This is a genomic window from Flagellimonas meridianipacifica, assembly GCF_003001695.1.
GTDB classification, from domain to species: Bacteria; Bacteroidota; Bacteroidia; order Flavobacteriales; family Flavobacteriaceae; genus Flagellimonas; species Flagellimonas meridianipacifica.
In genome coordinates, this window is the sequence record NZ_PVYX01000002.1 from 1,417,645 (window position 1) to 1,435,027 (window position 17,383).

Annotated in this window: 11 protein-coding genes; 8 read left to right on the top strand and 3 right to left on the bottom strand. The window is 40.3% G+C overall.

Annotated features, from left to right (window positions below; translation table 11 throughout):
* The first annotated feature begins 9 nt into the window (after window positions 1-9).
* The 3 genes from CLV81_RS16500 to CLV81_RS16515 are packed head-to-tail and all read left to right on the top strand — an operon-like array spanning window position 10 to window position 3,466.
* On the top strand, window positions 10-468 hold the full coding sequence (locus CLV81_RS16500; protein WP_106146461.1) for a hypothetical protein: 459 nt from the start codon (window positions 10-12) through the stop codon (window positions 466-468).
* The gene (locus CLV81_RS20820; RefSeq protein ID WP_245912071.1) at window positions 468-1,790 is read left to right on the top strand and encodes a DCC1-like thiol-disulfide oxidoreductase family protein; all 1,323 of its coding nucleotides are present in this window, start codon (window positions 468-470) and stop codon (window positions 1,788-1,790) included. The genes CLV81_RS16500 and CLV81_RS20820 overlap by 1 nt, the downstream gene beginning before the upstream one ends.
* Window positions 1,791-1,801: 11 nt before the next feature.
* Window positions 1,802-3,466 (top strand): ATP-binding cassette domain-containing protein, encoded by a 1,665-nt coding sequence (locus CLV81_RS16515; protein ID WP_158259144.1) that lies wholly within the window; start codon window positions 1,802-1,804, stop codon window positions 3,464-3,466.
* 695 nt (window positions 3,467-4,161) lie between these two features.
* On the opposite strand, the gene CLV81_RS16520 is transcribed toward CLV81_RS16515, so the two are convergent.
* Together CLV81_RS16520 and CLV81_RS20610 are read right to left on the bottom strand one after the other, a co-directional pair.
* Window positions 4,162-5,991: a metallophosphoesterase gene (locus tag CLV81_RS16520; RefSeq protein WP_106146467.1), complete on the bottom strand. Its 1,830-nt coding sequence runs from the start codon at window positions 5,989-5,991 to the stop codon at window positions 4,162-4,164.
* Window positions 5,992-6,294: 303 nt separating this feature from the next.
* Window positions 6,295-6,432 (bottom strand): hypothetical protein, encoded by a 138-nt coding sequence (locus CLV81_RS20610; protein ID WP_158259145.1) that lies wholly within the window; start codon window positions 6,430-6,432, stop codon window positions 6,295-6,297.
* 272 nt (window positions 6,433-6,704) lie between these two features.
* Between CLV81_RS20610 and CLV81_RS16530 the strand changes: the two genes are divergently transcribed.
* Window positions 6,705-9,893 (top strand): TonB-dependent receptor, encoded by a 3,189-nt coding sequence (locus tag CLV81_RS16530; RefSeq protein WP_106146472.1) that lies wholly within the window; start codon window positions 6,705-6,707, stop codon window positions 9,891-9,893.
* Window positions 9,894-10,139: 246 nt separating this feature from the next.
* Here CLV81_RS16530 and CLV81_RS16535 read toward each other — a convergent pair whose 3' ends face one another.
* The gene (locus CLV81_RS16535; protein ID WP_146129925.1) at window positions 10,140-10,772 is read right to left on the bottom strand and encodes a Crp/Fnr family transcriptional regulator; all 633 of its coding nucleotides are present in this window, start codon (window positions 10,770-10,772) and stop codon (window positions 10,140-10,142) included.
* Window positions 10,773-11,724: 952 nt separating this feature from the next.
* Here CLV81_RS16535 and CLV81_RS16540 point away from each other — a divergent pair.
* Genes CLV81_RS16540 through CLV81_RS16555 form a run of 4 tightly spaced genes read left to right on the top strand, consistent with a single transcriptional unit; the run spans window position 11,725 to window position 17,367 of the window.
* Window positions 11,725-13,254 (top strand): PcfJ domain-containing protein, encoded by a 1,530-nt coding sequence (locus tag CLV81_RS16540; protein WP_106146475.1) that lies wholly within the window; start codon window positions 11,725-11,727, stop codon window positions 13,252-13,254.
* A gap of 60 nt (window positions 13,255-13,314) precedes the next feature.
* A complete protein-coding gene (locus tag CLV81_RS16545) occupies window positions 13,315-14,151 on the top strand; it encodes a M48 family metallopeptidase (RefSeq protein ID WP_106146477.1) in 837 nt (278 codons plus the stop codon).
* A 7-nt stretch (window positions 14,152-14,158) separates the two neighbouring features.
* Window positions 14,159-16,501: an FHA domain-containing protein gene (locus CLV81_RS16550; protein WP_106146479.1), complete on the top strand. Its 2,343-nt coding sequence runs from the start codon at window positions 14,159-14,161 to the stop codon at window positions 16,499-16,501.
* Window positions 16,498-17,367, top strand: a complete 870-nt coding sequence (locus CLV81_RS16555) for an LEA type 2 family protein (RefSeq protein WP_106146481.1) — start codon at window positions 16,498-16,500, stop codon at window positions 17,365-17,367. The genes CLV81_RS16550 and CLV81_RS16555 overlap by 4 nt, the downstream gene beginning before the upstream one ends.
* Window positions 17,368-17,383 lie beyond the last annotated feature (16 nt).

A 17,383-nucleotide genomic window follows, 5' to 3' on the forward strand; every position in this document is an offset into this window, starting at 1 on the left:
TAAGTAGTCATGAAGTATACAAGGCGACAAGCAGCAATTTTTAGTATTGTAGCGCTTGGTATAGTACTCTCTCCGATCGTTCAGAATTGGGTCAAAACCCCAACAGACAGTTTTCCCTTCTCGTATTATCCCATGTTCTCAAAGAAAAGAGGGGCTACCTATGGCTTGTACTATGTAGTCACCTACGATTCACTTGGCCATAAAGAACACCTTCCTTATCGGCTTGCTGGTACCGGAGGGTTCAATCAGGTACGCAGACAAATCAACAAGGCACATCGAAATGATGGTGGCATGACTTTTCTTAAAAGGGTTGAAAAACGTTTGGTCAAAAAAGACAGAGCCTATTATCACGGCCTTACTAGAATTGAATTGGTGAAAGGTTATTATCATTTAGAAAATTACTTTTTAAACAACGATACGCTTCCGCTTTTAGAGCGGAACATTGCTACCCTAAAAATCAAGGAATAATGAAAACAATTATAAAAACATTAAAAGAACGTTGGTTTGAGGCAATCAGTCCCCAACGGTTGGCCCTCTTACGAATTGCGACCGGGTGTTTCAGTCTTTGGTACTTGATTTCACGTTTTGAAATGCTACAGAAAATGGTAAAAAACACTTCAGCCTTTGATCCAATTGGCGTATTGTTTTGGATGGAGGAACCCTTATCTGCAACTGCCTTTTGGTGGATTTCAGTAGGGTTGATTGTATTGAACATTTTTTACATAATCGGATGGAAATTCAAATTCAGTGGTCCGGTGTTTGCCCTTTTGACCTTGCTTTTTTTTACCTATCGAAATTCATGGTCGATGATTTACCACAATAGAAATGCCCTGGTGTTACATATTGTGATACTTGGTTTTGTGGCTTCAACTGATGCGTGGTCCGTTGACGCATGGCAGAGTGGGAGAAATGGCAATAAAATAAAAAAAGCCCATTTCAATTACGGATGGCCGGTAGTTCTTATTTGCGCCGTTACCTTGGGATCTTACTTTTTATCTGGAATTGCCAAAATAGCAGGTGATTTGGCCTTAGAATGGGCAAATGGTAGTGCCATGCGCTCACAAGTTGCTATTGATGCCATACGTAAATCCGTGTTGATTGCAGAAACGGCACCGCTTTTTAAAATTATCTATCAGCATACATGGTTATTTCTGGGAATGGGCATTCTTACCCTAGTTTTAGAAATTGGTGCGCCAATCGCTCTTTTAAAGAAGCGTTGGGGAATGGTCTGGGCCGTATTGACCTGGTTTATGCACTGGGGCATTTTCTTGATTATGGGCATTCGTTTTAGGTACCAGATGACCGGTTTACTGTTTCTATCTTTCTTCGAGCCTGAGAAATGGATAGCATTTCTTCGCAAAAAAATAAAGGGTAAAAAAAGTATTTCGCGTGAAACAACGGCAATTGTCTTTTTTGACGGTGTTTGTTCACTTTGTAACGCCTGGATACGTTTTGTAATCCGTTGGGACAAACAAAGGCGTTTTCGGTTTGCCCCTTTGCAATCAGCGGTGGCCGAAAAGGTATTGGGTTACGATTTTTCCCATGAAAAAATAGATTCCATTGTTTTGGTCGATGGTGCACAAAAATATGTGAAGAGTGATGCCATTCTGCGAATAACAAAAGAACTGGGTATGCCTTTAAAGGTAATTTATGTCCTAAGATGGCTGCCGTTACAATTGCGAAATGGTATATATGACTGGGTAGCGCGCTCGCGTTATTCATGGTTTGGAAAGCGGACTAACTGTCGAATACCCAAACCCGATGAGCGTTGGCGATTTTTAGATACGTAAATCCTTCTGTTTTGCATTATTCACATTTAATATGGTCATTTTCTAAAGCTAACTTAGGTAGGGTAGTACTTACTTTTTTGGTTAGCCTGACTTCACAGTTACTTGTTATTTTATTGCCTATTTATATGGCCTTGTCCTATAATCTATTGTTTGATGTAAAATCTCATAGAGCACATTTGTTAGGCTTTATTCCCAAAGAATGGATTTCCACTTTTGAAGGGTACCTTACGATATTTATTATTGTTCTGTTGCTACGGGGCAGCATTGATTTTTGTGAGCGATACCTTACTGCCTATTTGGGGGAAATGCACCTAGCCTTTCTCAGAAACAAAATCTTTTCCCATCAACTTCAAATGACAATGCCCATATATGATCAAAAAGGATTTTCCAAGTACTTGCTTCGCTATAGTGGCGATCTGACCAATATACAGGCCTTTTTCACTAAAGGAATCATCCGGTTTGGCAGTGATACCATTCTATTGGTGTTAACACTTTGGATTTTTTTTACAATCAATACCTATCTGGGTGTAACCCTGCTAGTACTAAGTATTATGTTGGCCGCAATAGTTTATGTAATGAACTTAAGGTTATATACTATTTCGGTAGCAAGAAGGAACGCCAAATCTGGACTGTTAAAATTTGTTACTTCTAGATTGCAGGGAATCATTACAATTAAAGTCTTCAATAGGTACGTCCCGGAAATGAAAAAGTATGAGAAAAGAGTGGGAAATTTATTGGACCTCGGCAAATCCTATCAATTGGTGACTAGTGCTATTGGAGCGGTAATTCCCTTTGGGTTATACTTAACCATAGGTATGGTAATGTGGATTACCATGTATTTAAACAATATCAGTGGTAGTAGTGTAGACCCTAAAACCTTTTTCACGGCCCTTTTGCTTTTAATCACGGCGATGCCAGTTTTCAGAAGGTGTTTTCGAGTAAGTATGGTATGGCGCAACGGTAGTATTTCTTATCAAAAATTAACCAATATCTTACAACTTCCCAAAGAGCAAGAGGGTAATAAAACAAAAGATGACCCAAAGCAGGGTCATATAGCTGTACGTAATCTATCCTTTACCTATGAAAAACAGAAAGACCCAGTGATCCGTCATTTGAATTTGGATATACCTTTCGGCAGCATAACGGTTATCCATGGTAAAAGTGGTATTGGGAAAACGACCTTGTTGAAACTTATAAATGGACTCTATACAGGTGATGAAGGTGATGTTTTAATTGGCGGCCAACCTATAAATGAGATAGACTTAAAAGTACTGAGAAAAAAAATGACTTTGGTGGCCGATCAATGTAGCTTGTTGGGCAGAACGGTATTTGAGGCCGTTTCCTATAGTCGAAAACACCAGCATAGAAGGAAAGCTTTAAAAATATTGGAAACCCTCGGGCTGTCAAACTCATTACATTTGGATCAATGTATTGGTGAGTCAAGCAGTAATTTGTCCAACGGACAGCGAAAGCTGTTGATGTATGCCAGGGCATTCCTCACCCAAAAACCAATACTGCTCATAGATGAACCCTTTGATTATCTAGATCATAACGCTATTCAGAGGATAGTTCACTATCTAAATCGAATAAGACATCGAAGAACTATTGTTCTGTTTACAAACAAATCAATCCCAAGCTGTATGGCTGTAGATTTCAATTATGAGTTGGTATATTAAGAGTAAACTCAAAATCACGGATTGATAGGTATGACTCAACTCCCCATCAATATCATGTTTTATGAAGTTCAATTGGGCTATTAAGTTCATCCTACAAAAAATCCCTTAGGTGACTGTTTATTGGGACGAGGAAAGAATTAATAATGGGTTAGGGGAGTGGCCTCCAAAATTTATAGCCCTTTTTTGATAGTTTCCAGTATTACTTGTTTAAGGGACGCTTTAAGTTTCCATAATCCATTATACAATTTAAGGTAGTCTCGAAATGTAGTTTTTTTAGGTGTTTGTTTTTTTAATAGCTGCGGTAATTGTAAATGGTAAATTAAAATGTACACTTTCCCTTGTCCCAAGAAACGTTCTTTTTAAAGGACGATTCAAAACTTGGAATCAAAGGATTCTAAACAACTCTCAACTGCGAGTTATAAACTTAAGTTTTTTCGGACTGATTTAGGTGTTTAGCGGAGAAAACACCGTCAGGTTGTCTTGCCTATAAAAAAGCGAATTATTCCCGTAAAACAGTCCAATAAATCTCAAACCAAAACATGTTTATAATTATAGTAAAGAATAAGCTTCGAAATAAATACGTGATAGTTATGGAGTACCCAGAGAAGGTTGCACTACTGTAACCGATTTCCTCTTTTCCTTGGCTAAGTACGCGACTTCATGATGCTACAATAACTCTTGAAGCGGCCCAACAATCATTCCTTAAAGAGCATTCCGGAACCTGGTATGTCTTTGGCGCTATTCCAGGCTGGGAACCAAAAATGTGTAGTGCCATCTTCATCGCCGTTATCATAATCGTAGTAACCTAAACCAAAACGTAGGCTTTGCCAATCTTCACCACTTCCTTTTTTAATGTATTCCAGAGGTACGGCAATTTCCATAGTTGCTCCGTTTTTTGTCATCTGTACCTCTGATGTAACAGAAACCGGTAGTCGGTTTTCGTTGTATACCGGTTTTTCCTTTTTAAAAGTTCGCAAAAAGTTAATCCAGTCCCGTCCTCTTCCTTCACCTGCATTGAAAGCGCTTACATGCGCTGGACGTGCGTCAAGGCCTAAAAATATAGCGTCTTGGTCCCAATAGGAACCCATTTCCTCAATAAAAAAATCGTTGTCTTTAAGGTTCACTGCAACATAGAAATTGGTGTCGTCATATGCTGTAGCAAATTGCATATCAAAGTCTTCATCACCGTCATAATCAAAAGGACTTCCCTCCACATTGTTAACAGCCCTCCATTCGGCTCCCTTCCACTCATCAAGCTTTCCATCCAATTGGATTTTTGACACCCTCTTTACGGTGTTCTTGTCAAAAGGCATAAAGTTCAGAACAGATGAAAAGTATACATTAGGCTGTGATTCAAATATATAGGTGATTTCTGCTGTAATTTTAATGGGGTCTAATTCGGTAAAGATTGCTTTATCTATTTTTTTCAGATTCATATTGAACGTTACAACGTCATTAGGCTCTACGGTGAAGGAGGTTTGGTCGAGTTGATAAAACATTTTGTCATGGGCCTGCCCAGTAAGTTTGACTTTCATTTGGGTATCACTATGATTGGTAACCTTGACCTCCGCAGACATATTTTCTAGGCCGGTTTCGTCCAGATAAATTGGATCAATACGAACGGGAAACGGTTGGTTCCTGACCAGATTGACCAGTTCTTCGGTTACTACATTTTCATCCCAGATTCCATCTAAAAACAGATTGGCTAAAATAGGTCCTTCCTCAGTCATTGTGACCCAGACCACATGATCAAATTCGCCATAAGCCTTACCGCGTAAACGGCTTGCTCCACCTGTGGTGGCCAAGGCAATGTAATTCCCGTTGTTTCTTTCGCTTTTCCAGTAGCGATGGTAATGGCCGGCAAAAACATTGTGGTTTCTGTCGGCCAAAAGCATTTCCACATCTTTCCAACGTTTGGTGTCGTTCTGAACCCATAGAGGTTGATGCAAAAACACTAATGTCCATTTTACATCCGCATTATCTTCCAAAGTCCTTTTTACATACTCAAATTGGGTGTCATCTATAGTTCCCCGACCTGCTCCGCGAAGATTATCTTCAGAGTTCAAGCAAAGGAAAAGTACGTCTTTGTAAACAAAATGGTAATAGGAAACGCCAAATAAATCTTTCCACTTCTCTTCCATTACAGCATTAGTAATATCATGGTTGCCAGGAACGTAAAAGAAGGGGGCGTCCAGTGGTTTTATAAAACTCATGAATTCCTTCCATTCCGCATTCAATTGCACAGTATCTCTGGTATAGCCTTCAATCAGGTCGCCCACACTCATTACAAACTCGGGCTGTAATAAGTTTAGTTTTTTAATACCTACTGGGAAAACCCCTGGTCGAGGGCCCCCTGTTCTGTCCGTAACAATGGCAAACTGAAATTGTTCTGGGGCAGTGTTCCATTCAATATGATTCCAAGGCTTTTTAACTGTAGGGATATCAATATAAATTGTTGGGTTGTTTTGAGCATTTATCGTGGTAAACACGAAAAATAATGGAATAAAGAAGCGAAAAGAGTGCATGGCAGTGATTTTTTTAGAAAAGTCGCAAAAAATCTCAAATGGGAGTCATTTGGTGAATTAAGATTGGGTTAATTATATGCCGTTGCAGCTTAATATCCGTTAACCTGAAACCTTTGGCTTTTTTAGATAACTTTTTGGTTTAGGAATGGTTTAAACTTTCGGGTTTAGGCGAAAATTAGATATTTTCAGAGATGGCATTCAAATAACTTTACGGATGTCTTTCAAATTAGCGCGTTCCAAAAAAGTAACCACTCTTTCCTTTATTTTTTCTTTTCTCTTTCTTGTGAACATTTCCAACGGAAACTAAGCATTCTCTTTCTCTTTTAAGGTCTTAGGGTCGAACAAGGCCCTTACCTGAAATAACCTAACAACCATACTCATGCCCTGGGTGAAGTAGCGGCGTTCATCCCTATTTAATGCTGTCTGGTGTTGTTCGCTCAAGAAGCTAGCTGAATGCTTTAAGTTCCAACTATTTTGGATGTTGGCGGCAGGCAACTATTAAAAATAACATTGTGTAGAACTTGCCTTGTGATGTCCCAGCATTGTTGAAATAGCCAATAAGTATATAGTCAGGCACTTTTCCAAAGCTTACAGGAATGCTTCACATTAACAAATTTACAAGTTAAGGTTAATAGTTAGGTACATGTTAAAAGTTAACATGTATTCCCTTATCGGCGGATTTAGTTTTACACTCCAATCAAAAAGAAACACAAATGAAAATCAACAGATTCCACCAGCAAAGACAGTTTGAAAGATTACCCAAAATAATTGCTATTCTAATTATTTGCATTTACGGTATTACATCTTATAGTCAAGCCACCAATGCTTCCATTAGGGGGAAAATATCCGATGCTAATGGCGTGCCACTGATGGGGGCGACCATTGTTATAAAGAATACATCCACGGGGTTTGTTTCAGGTACGGTAGCCAATGAAAATGGAAACTATTTGGTACAACAATTACAATTGGGGGGGGCATACTCAATCACGGTCCAATATCTGGGCTTCCAAGATATGGTGAAAGATGGATTTACAATCAATTTAAGCGACGCCTTGGTAGTTGATTTTGTAATGAAGGAAACTTCTATGGCACTGGATGAGGTAGTTGTGACTTCCAATACCCTTACCAAACGAATAGAACAGTTGGGGGCATCTACCAAAATAGGAACGGACCAAATTAAGACACTGCCGTTGGAAGGTAGAAACTTTACCGGATTGACAAGCCTTTCTCCTCTTCAAGGTGGCGGCTCCATTAATTTGGCAGGACAAAGACGTACTTCAACCAATATAACCATTGACGGGGTAAATGCACGAAACCAGCTCACAGCTGGGGAAATAGGAAGAGGCCCCTACACTATTTCCCAAGAAGCTATCCGAGAGTTTGAAGTGGCTACTAATGATTATTCGGTGCTGCAAGGAAGACAAGGTGGTGGAGCCATCAATGCAGTTACCAAATCAGGGACAAACACCTTGAGCGGAAGCGCTTTTTTTTACCATAGGGCAGATGCCTTGCAAAGTCAGTTCAATATTCGGGGGGAAGATCGAGATGCCAATTTCTTTACATCCCAATATGGGTTTAGCCTTTCAGGCCCTATCATAAAGGATAAATTGCACTTTTTTGCGGTATATGAGCGGCAGGATGCAGGAGAGCCTTTGAGTATTGCAGATATCCAAAGCGATAATGACCAAAACCTTTTGGGTATCTCCCAGGAAAACTTGGACCGGTTTTTACAGATAGGTAGGGATGTCTACGGTCTGAGCGATTCACAACAGACCGGACAATTTGATAGGGAAACGGAAGCCAATAATTTATTTATCCGTCTGGATTGGCAGATAAATGAAAATCACAGGCTTACCTTGCGGAATTTATACAACAAATGGGAAAATCCTTTTAGTGTAAGCGATAATTCCAATATTGAAGTAGCCGAATCTTTTTCTAACTTTCAATCACAGGAAAACAGTACTTTACTTTCACTGCGCTCCATATTTTCCCCAACCGTTATCAATGAGTTCAAGGTACAGTACCAGCATGCGGAAAGGGATTTTACCCCAAATACGGAGCTTCCTGCCTCCAATATCCCAAGGGCCATTGTAGAGGTGTCCTCGGTCTTACCCAATGGCAATACAAGAAACAGAAGTGTTCAATTGGGGGGACAACGATTTACTCCAGAAACCAATTTGGAAAACCAATTACAAATTGCAAATACTACCTATGTCAATACAGGTAAATTCAATTTTACATTTGGTACGGACAATCTAATTACCTATTTGGAAACATTGCTATCCAACGAACAGAACGGTCGTTTTTTCTTTGATTCATTGGATGACTTTGAAAATTTAAATGCTTCAAGATATGCCCGTGAAGTTCCATTACAGGGGCTACCCCTAGTAGAACAGACGGTTTTGGACCTTTCATTGTTTGGACAGGTTGAGTTTGATTTAGCGCCAAATCTGAATTTGATGGCAGGGCTTCGTTGGGACGCTACTGTTTTTATGGATGAGGCCGAATTTAATCCCACCGTATTTCAAGAGTTGGGCATACGCACAGATGAGCGGATCGATGATTTTGACAATATTCAGCCACGCTTCCAACTGACATGGAACGTAAAAGGCAAAAACACGGATATCATTAAAATTGGAGGAGGCGCTTTTAGTGCCCAACCTCACTATTATGCTCAAGTAAACAACATTCAAAATAGCGGGACTTTGCTAGGAGCTATTGATGTGACAGGGGATGCTGTACCTACACCGGACTTTATCTCGTATCGCAATGATCCCAGTACCGTTCCCGGAGTCCCGGAAGGGGAGACGCCATTTTCAACCATAAATGCGGTGAGTCCGGATTTTGAAGTGCCTACGATTTACAAAGGAAACATTAGTTACACTCGTTTCTTTGGAGATCGTTACACTTTGGGTATCAATGCGCTCTTTAGTCATACGACCAATAACTATGTATATCAGGAAGCCAACCTTGTTACAGAACCCTTTTTTACAACGCCTATTGAAGGGAGGGATGTTTTTGTCCCCGCGAATACCATCACGGAAAATGGCTTGACCGATTGGACAAACTCCAGGATTTCGGACCAAGTGGGCCGGACTTTGGTCTTGACTTCTGATGGGGTACTGGACAATATTACGCTTATCGTGGAGGGATCCGCTCGGATTGGCCGTGATGGATACCTAAACGGTAGCTTTACCTGGAACAGGACCAAAGATAATTCCTCATACAACTGTTGTGTGGCCAATACCTCTACGTTTATTCCAGTGGAAGGGGATCCAAGGGACTTGAACTATGGCTTTTCAGACAATCATTTTGACACCAAATTGGTACTTAATGGCTCCACCCCAACCTGGAAAGGATTCAACTTTGGTGCCACCATCATTGGAACCGGTGGTACTCGATATTCACTTCATGTTGATGACAATACCAGTGCTAATGGTGATTTCAATTTGAGAAATGATATAGCTTATATTTTCGACCCCAATGACCCCAATACGCCCCAGGCCATTGTAGATGGATACAACGAAGTACTCAACGACCCGGAGACTCCGGAAGGTTTTAAGGAGTATTTACGGGAAAGCTTTGGTGGTTTTGCTGAGCGTAATGGTGGGAAGAATCCTTTCAGGGCGATTATTGATTTACGTTTGCAAAAAAGGTTCAGTTTTAATAACAACAGACATGGTCTGGAGCTCACAGCAGATTTATTCAACGCCGCCAACTTGTTGAATAGGGAATGGGGACGTACCAACAACTTTGGTAGGAGAAGGGATTTTATGCGTATCAATGGTTTTGATCCTACAACAAATGCATATGATTATAGTGTCCAGACAGGAGCTGGCACTGAACCAATAAATGGCACACCATGGCGACTTCAATTGGGAGCTCGTTATACCTTTAATTAAGTTTAAGATTGTTCAATTAGCAACTAAGAGGGGTTTCACGTCTTTAAACCCCTCTTTCTTTTATCTTTAAAGCAGTTTAAATACCTAACCTGACACTTCATCTGATAGTTGTTGATCATTTTCAACAAATTGAAACCCGATTTGTAGCATAGGGTACTGTAATCGCTTGGAAAAAATAGGTTTAGAAGGTATTCCACCTTTAATTAGCAAACTTCTCGAGTTGGATTTTAGACTGAAAAAAGTGTTTTACCCAGGTATTTTAGGAAAAATGGATTGATTTTTCTTTAGTGCTGTGGCAACTGTTTGACGGGTTGCTCCTATGAAATCCCCTAAATCCTTTTGGGTAAGAAGATCGTAAAGCACATGTATATTGCCCTCCGCGTCCTCAATGCTTTTATCAAGATAAGCCATTAGGAAACGTAGCTTCTCCGTAGTACTCTTCTCATTAATTTTACGCAGTTTTTTTTCGGCTGTGCACCATCGTTGTACCAAATAGGAGATAAACCATTCAGATATCCGGGGCTCCTCTATGATTACTTTTTTGAAAAAAGACAATTTATAAGCTCTTAGCCTAGTTGATGTCAGTGTTTTGGCAAATTCAAAAAACTGGTTGTTGAGGTATTTCAAATTACCAATGAAGTCGTTGGAGGAAACAACATCGTATACAAATTCTTTCCCATCTAACGTATAGCTGCCCAATTTTATAGCTCCATTTATCACCTCATAGATGAATAAATGTTGAGTAGGAGGTTTATAGAGACATTTGTTTTTGTCAAGCGTAAATTCAGACACCACATTTTCAAGGTTATAGCTTGTATCCTGCTCCAAATAATGATAAAGATTGAAAATATGGTAGTCTTTTGTAATGGGGCGCTCCATATTAGTCAAGTTAAAAATTGCCATGTACCAAATTATGTTCCATCAATCATAACAAGGTTAACCTTCGGTTATTTAACATGGGTCACTCATGATTTATACGTTAAAAAATCCAATTTTAATTCACTGCAAAGAGCATCTCAAACTGACTTATTTTAGATCTAAATTAAAGAGAGGTTCCATAAAAGCAACCTATTTCGGGACTGGATTAATTTATCTTTACCTCGCTGTTCATCAAAAGTATATTTAAAGGATGCCAAGGATAGAATTGAAAACAGAAATCGAAGCGAGAAAGGAAATCATTTTTGATTTATCTCGTTCATCATCCGATTTAACCAACAAAGAAGAAGCACTTAAGCGTATTAGCTAAGTATATAAAAATACAAACTTTCGATTTCGAATCTAAAATGATATTATCGTATATAACTGTTTCCTTGAAGTTGCTAAATCAATATATTATTGCTTTGAATATATGTTCATGTTTCTAACTCATGTTAATTGCACATTTTAAAATACCAGATTGTACTTTTTAAATTGTCATTTACATTCGCTTAAATCACGAAATGCTGAGGGATATTTTGTAAATGACAATTTAAAATGTACAGAGGTCAAAACCAGATTTCTTTATAACTAACTGGTTTTTATTTACTTATAAAGACTTAATGATATTTTAAAATGTACACAAAACATACAAAATAAAGGATGATAATTTAAAATGTACACTTCACTCGTCCCAAGAAAGGTTCTATTTATGGTACTTATGAATATCGATCAAAACGGGTAAACCAATGAAATAAACAAAACAAATTATCCCTTTAAACGCTGGATTTAAAATACTACCAAGAATTCTAGCTAACCAATAATTACTGTTCAATCTGCCACCAAACGTACTTTAATGATGACTTTCCGTTAATTTAGTTATACACTACCAGAGGTTAATCAAAAGTATTCCGAAATGGGCCGTAAATTTTACAAAAAACCCCACAACTGGCGTTGGCAAAGGTTTTATGGATTGAAGAATTCCAAGACTTCTCTGGAGGAAGAACTCGAACAATACCATTTTGATAAATCCGGAGGCCATATACATGATATGTACTGGAACAACCTAAGGGATCCTTTGGTGGCTTTGAATGGCTATATTCCTGGTTTCCACTGTTGTTTAGATTGTTACTACAGCGATATTGGCTTGGGAAGCCAAGAGGATATCTGCGAATACAATTATCAAAGGTTGTACGAAAATATCACCAACCTCGAAAAGACCATTCAGAACTTGAATGTCGGGGATGAAATATCGCAACCTTGGAATTCGAATCTACAAGAACTTCAAAAGAACTTGGTACCGGGAAACCATATTGAAGAAAGACTGCACAGTTATTTCAAGAACATGGATAATCTGCAAAATACCATGAACACAACTGTGGAAAGCCTACGAAAAACGCTTGGTGACCTTTCAAACATTGAAATCATCAAAAAGGCAGTGGGCCTAGAACATGGAGACTTTATTGCTAAATGGTGCAGTTTGTTATCCCCATTCTGGTTGAGAGATCCGAAATCTTGGACACCAGAAAGCGGAAAACATATACTTGATCATCTATTTATAGTATACGATGTCCCTGTTTTTCTCAAAGAACAATGGTTCCCAAATCGGAACGATGGCTTTGGAAGGAAGTACATTCCTTTCAAGTGGATTTGTTGGTATTTGATCATAGGGCAAGGTGGAAGTCTTAAAAAGGCATCCAAATACTTTGGCTGGAACATCTCCAATAAATTCCAACACTTCCTACTGGGCGCACCTAACACTGATTACCCTATGGAATCATGTCTCTATGCAGAAATATATAGATTGGGAGGCAATCAACAGGATTTTATGCGCGTTATGTACAGTCGTTCACTGGTCATTGACCCGACAGAGCGGACCCATGATGAACCTTATCACAGATTTTGGAAGAACACCTTGGTCTGGTTAATAAGCAATCGAGAGGCCATAAGCGATGAGGAAAGCAACCTAATAATCGCTTGGGCTCTTCACCGACATACCGAAGCGACCCGTAACGCGGATGAAGGGGAATTTACTTGGAAGGGAAGGACGTTGAACAACGTACTCACCGCCAGTGAGGAATATGAGGCCTCCCGATACTTGCCCTCATGGATAGGGTATCATTGGGAAAGCCATGACTGGGATTGGACCTTTATGGACGGGAGGGACAACACTTGGGATTTTGTGGAACTAATCAACGGCAAACAACTGTACGAAGAAGGACAATCCATGCACCATTGTGTGGCAACCTATGCAGGACGATGTGCTTCGGGAACTTCGGCAATTTTCTCGCTGAAAAAGAATGGAAACAGGGTGATTACAATCGAGATAAGCCCAAAACTCCGCATACTGGTGCAATCTTTGGGCAAGGGAAACAGAAGACCAACAGGGGAGGAATCCAACATGATTAGGAGATGGTTATCGAATGTATGTGGCAAAGATTCATAGGGAAATTTTCCAGTTAGAAGATGACATTTGCTACATTTGGTTATATACCATAAAAACACGATGAAACCAACCTTTTCCACTCTTCTATTTATTCTTCTTTTTAAATGGTCCGGCGCACAAGAACTGCCCTTGGATAAACTTGACGAGGCCATAGCCGTATATACCTCGAAGGTCGAGGATGCTGCCTTATTGAACAAATGCGGTCATGCATTTGATGGTCCTGCTTTTCTATTGAAACAGGCGGAGAACAATTGGCTTGATTTTGCATTATACATCAGTAGCAATTCCAAAAGCTCCATCGGTAAGGACATTTATAATCGATACGTCCTTTTGGGTCAATTGGACAACACCCATTTTGCCAAGGAAAAAGTTGAGGAAATCCTACAAAAAATCACAAAGAACGTTTCCCGTAAAGAAGTTAACTATACATTGAGCATACTTAAGTCCGATGAGATCAACGCTTTCGCCACTCTTGGCGGTTATCTTTATATCACCACTGGACTATTGGACTTTGTGGATTCCTATGATGAACTGGCCTTTATCATTGGCCATGAGGTGGCCCATGAGGACCGATTGCACACCCAGCGTAAAGTAACCAAACTCACACTTTCTACTGATTTAGGGGATATGACCCGAATGGAAGGGTTTGCGGAAATAGCAAGCAAGATAAATAAAACACTTTCCCCACCGTTCGACCAAATTGATGAATATGAGGCGGATAAAATCGGTTTTGAACTTGCAAAGGCCGCAGGGTATGATATCAACCGATTTGCTGATTTCTTCAAGAAGTTGGAGCGTTATGAAAAACAGGATCTGCTGAGAAAGCTTACATCGACACACCCGTTTGCAGCACATCGAAAGAACTGCGTTCACTCTTATATAGTCAACAATAGATAAAAAATAAATGTATTTAGTTCACAATACTGAATCACAGCCTCTTGAACTGGGAAAAAAACTGACCATCGGGAGAAAGGGGCATGGTGCTCACATTGAAGTGGACAACAAAAGAGTTTCTCGGCAACACGCCCAAATTGAGTTACGATCAGAAGGAATCTTCATTATCGACTTAGAAAGCGCTAACGGAATCATGGTAAATCAAAAGCGTTTGGAGCCCAATGTTTGGTCAAGTATCGAACCGGGGGATACAATCCATATCGCTTCTTTAACCTTTTACCTTTCCACTGAAGGGCTTACTAGAAAAAAGGAACAAGAAGAAATTATAGGGCCAGAGCCATCTGATTTCAAACAAAAAATCATTGCCAAGGGGATTCTAAAAGTTGGACGTCAAAAAAGCAATGACATTGTTTTGGAAGACCCTACGGTGACCCGTGAACATGCTTTGCTGTCCTATTCCCAAGGGAGTTTTTGGGTTGAAGATTTGGGCTCTACCAATAAGACCTATCTCAACGGAAAAGAGATAAAGACCAAGACAAAGTTGAAGGATAGTGATACGATTACAATATCCTTTTACAGCATAACACTCGCTAATGGCCCCAAAGACCTTAGAAAAATAAAAAGTGCCATCAAGGCCTTGGCCATCCAAAAAAAATTCCCAAACAACAAAATTGGACTCCAAGATATGTCACTGAACATCCTCCAATCCAAGTTTGTGGCGTTGATGGGTCCCTCGGGTTGCGGAAAGTCAACCTTATTAAAATGTCTAAACGGGGAGAATCCCGCTACGTCCGGGGAAGTACTGATTCATGGACTGTCGTTGGCAGAAAATTTTGGCTTAATCAAAAAAAAGATAGGATATGTACCACAGGATGATATTGTCCATAGGGAACTAACCGTGTATAAGACCTTGTTCTATGCCGCCAAATTGCGTTTGCCGGATGATACGACGAATGAGGAAATCAATGAAAGGATAGACAAGGTCATCTCCGATCTGAATTTGGACCAAGACAAAGAGAAAGATATTCGAACTACAAAAGTAGACAGTCTTTCTGGCGGTCAACGCAAACGTGTCTCCATTGCCGTGGAACTTTTGACCGAACCTACTATCCTCTTTTTGGATGAACCCACCTCTCCACTGGATCCTGAAACCATAGAGGGCTTTTTGACCAGCTTAAAAGCATTAGCGCACAATGGGACTACCATAATCATGGTCACCCACAAACCAGAAGACCTCAATTATGTGGATGAGGTCATATTTCTGGGAGTACAGGGGCATTTGGTCTTTAAAGGACCAGCGGATTTGTTGACCACCCATTTTGAAGTGGGCAATATTGTGGAAGTTTATAGCAAAATGAGCGATATAGAGGTGGTTGGCAAGTTTTATCAAAAACCACCCAAGCAAAGTGTGTCCGGGACGAGCAACCTGGAAATCAAAAAAGAGCGGAAAGACTCCCATTGGCTACAATTGTTCTGGCTGATTTCCAGGTATTTCAGAATCAAGGTCAACGACAGGGAGAACCTCGGACTTCTCTTGGCACAACCTATCATAATAGGTGGACTGGTGTGTTTGGTCTTCGACAAGTTCCAGGTAGGGGTGTTGTTCTTGATGGCCATTTCAGGGATTTGGTTCGGAGTCAGTAATGCCGCCAAGGAAATTGTCGGGGAACTCCCCATTTACAAAAGGGAGCGCATGTTCAATTTGGGCATCAATACCTATATCCTCTCTAAATGGACGGTTCTTGCGCTCATCGCATTGATTCAGACCCTCATTTTTGTGGGCATTGTGTATGTTAACTTTAAATGGAATTCCCACCCCGACTTTGAAGAGATATTCCTGCGATCGTTTTGGGGTAGCGCGGTATTCATGTTTTATATCTCCATTTCAGCCTCGCTCATAGGACTTTGGCTCTCAGCGACCTTCAACAATACTGAAAAGGTGATGACAGTGGTGCCCATTGCATTGATGCCACAGATCATGTTGGCAGGGGTAATGACCAAAATAAACAATACCCTTGTGGAACTGTTGAGCTTTTTCACCCTGGGACGATGGGGCACCGAGGGATTGGCACGGGTACAGGACAAGGCTTCTCCAACTTTGGAAGGCACTGTCGATACCACACAATCCGTAATTGCTTCAGTGGCAATGCCCCCTCCTGTCAACGGGGTACAGGATGCCCCTTCCTCAGCCCTTCGAATATTGGACCTTTATAATGAAAAACTGGTGGGCGAAGGAAAATTGATAGGAAGCCTTTTTGATGGGTTTGATAGGAACCTTTTGGCCATCGCCATTCTCAGCATGCTTTTTTACCTGCTGATTTTCGTATCACTTAAAAAGAAGGATGCCCTATGAAAACAATAACCAAAATAAAGACAACAATACTGTTCGCCATCCTTTCGGTCATTATCTCATGCGCCAAGAGACCGGAATTCGTGGCCGTTGAAAATATCGCCATTTTAAACTCCAAAAATGACACCCTTATGGTAGGGATGGACTACATTGTTTACAACCCAAACAATGTCAGGACAAAATTGCGCCAATCCAGTATGGAAATCTACTACAGGGACTCGTTGGTGGGCCGTGGATTCCTAAAGGAACAGATTGTACTAAGTGCCAATGACACCATAGGAATCCCCGTAAGCTGTAAAATAAGCCTAAAAAGTTTAAGCACATTCTATCCCGAACTGCTAACCTCGGAAGCTTCGACTTTTGACCTCAAGGGAAACGGGAAGGTCAGCTTTATGCTGAACTCTTTTAGTATTGTATTGGATGAGCAAATTGATCTTAATACCAAAGAGGCCATTCTGACCCAGATTGAGCAAAACCTGGACTATGGCAAAAATTTCAAGTTACGCTCCATATCCAGTAACAAGCTACCTTCTTTAAGAAAAACGCAGCTCAGACTCGAAATGGAGGCCGTCAACCGGATGCCCATTGCATACCAAATCGACAGTTTGGAGCTGGGCTTTTACCTAGATAAGACCAAGGAATCTGTAGCACATTGGACGTTGGAAAAACCTTATGACCAGAGACCCATGGGGTCACAAATAATTCCTTTACAGGTTACTTTAAATAATCTGGACTTGTTGAAACAAATGAAATTCTCTTGGTTGACCGATCAAAAAGTGAATTTCACTATTTTGGGGGAAGCACAGGTACTCATCGAGGGGTATCGGTTCAATGTGCCAATAGAGGACCTACTTGAAATCAGTTTTTAAGAAAGCCTTAGGACCA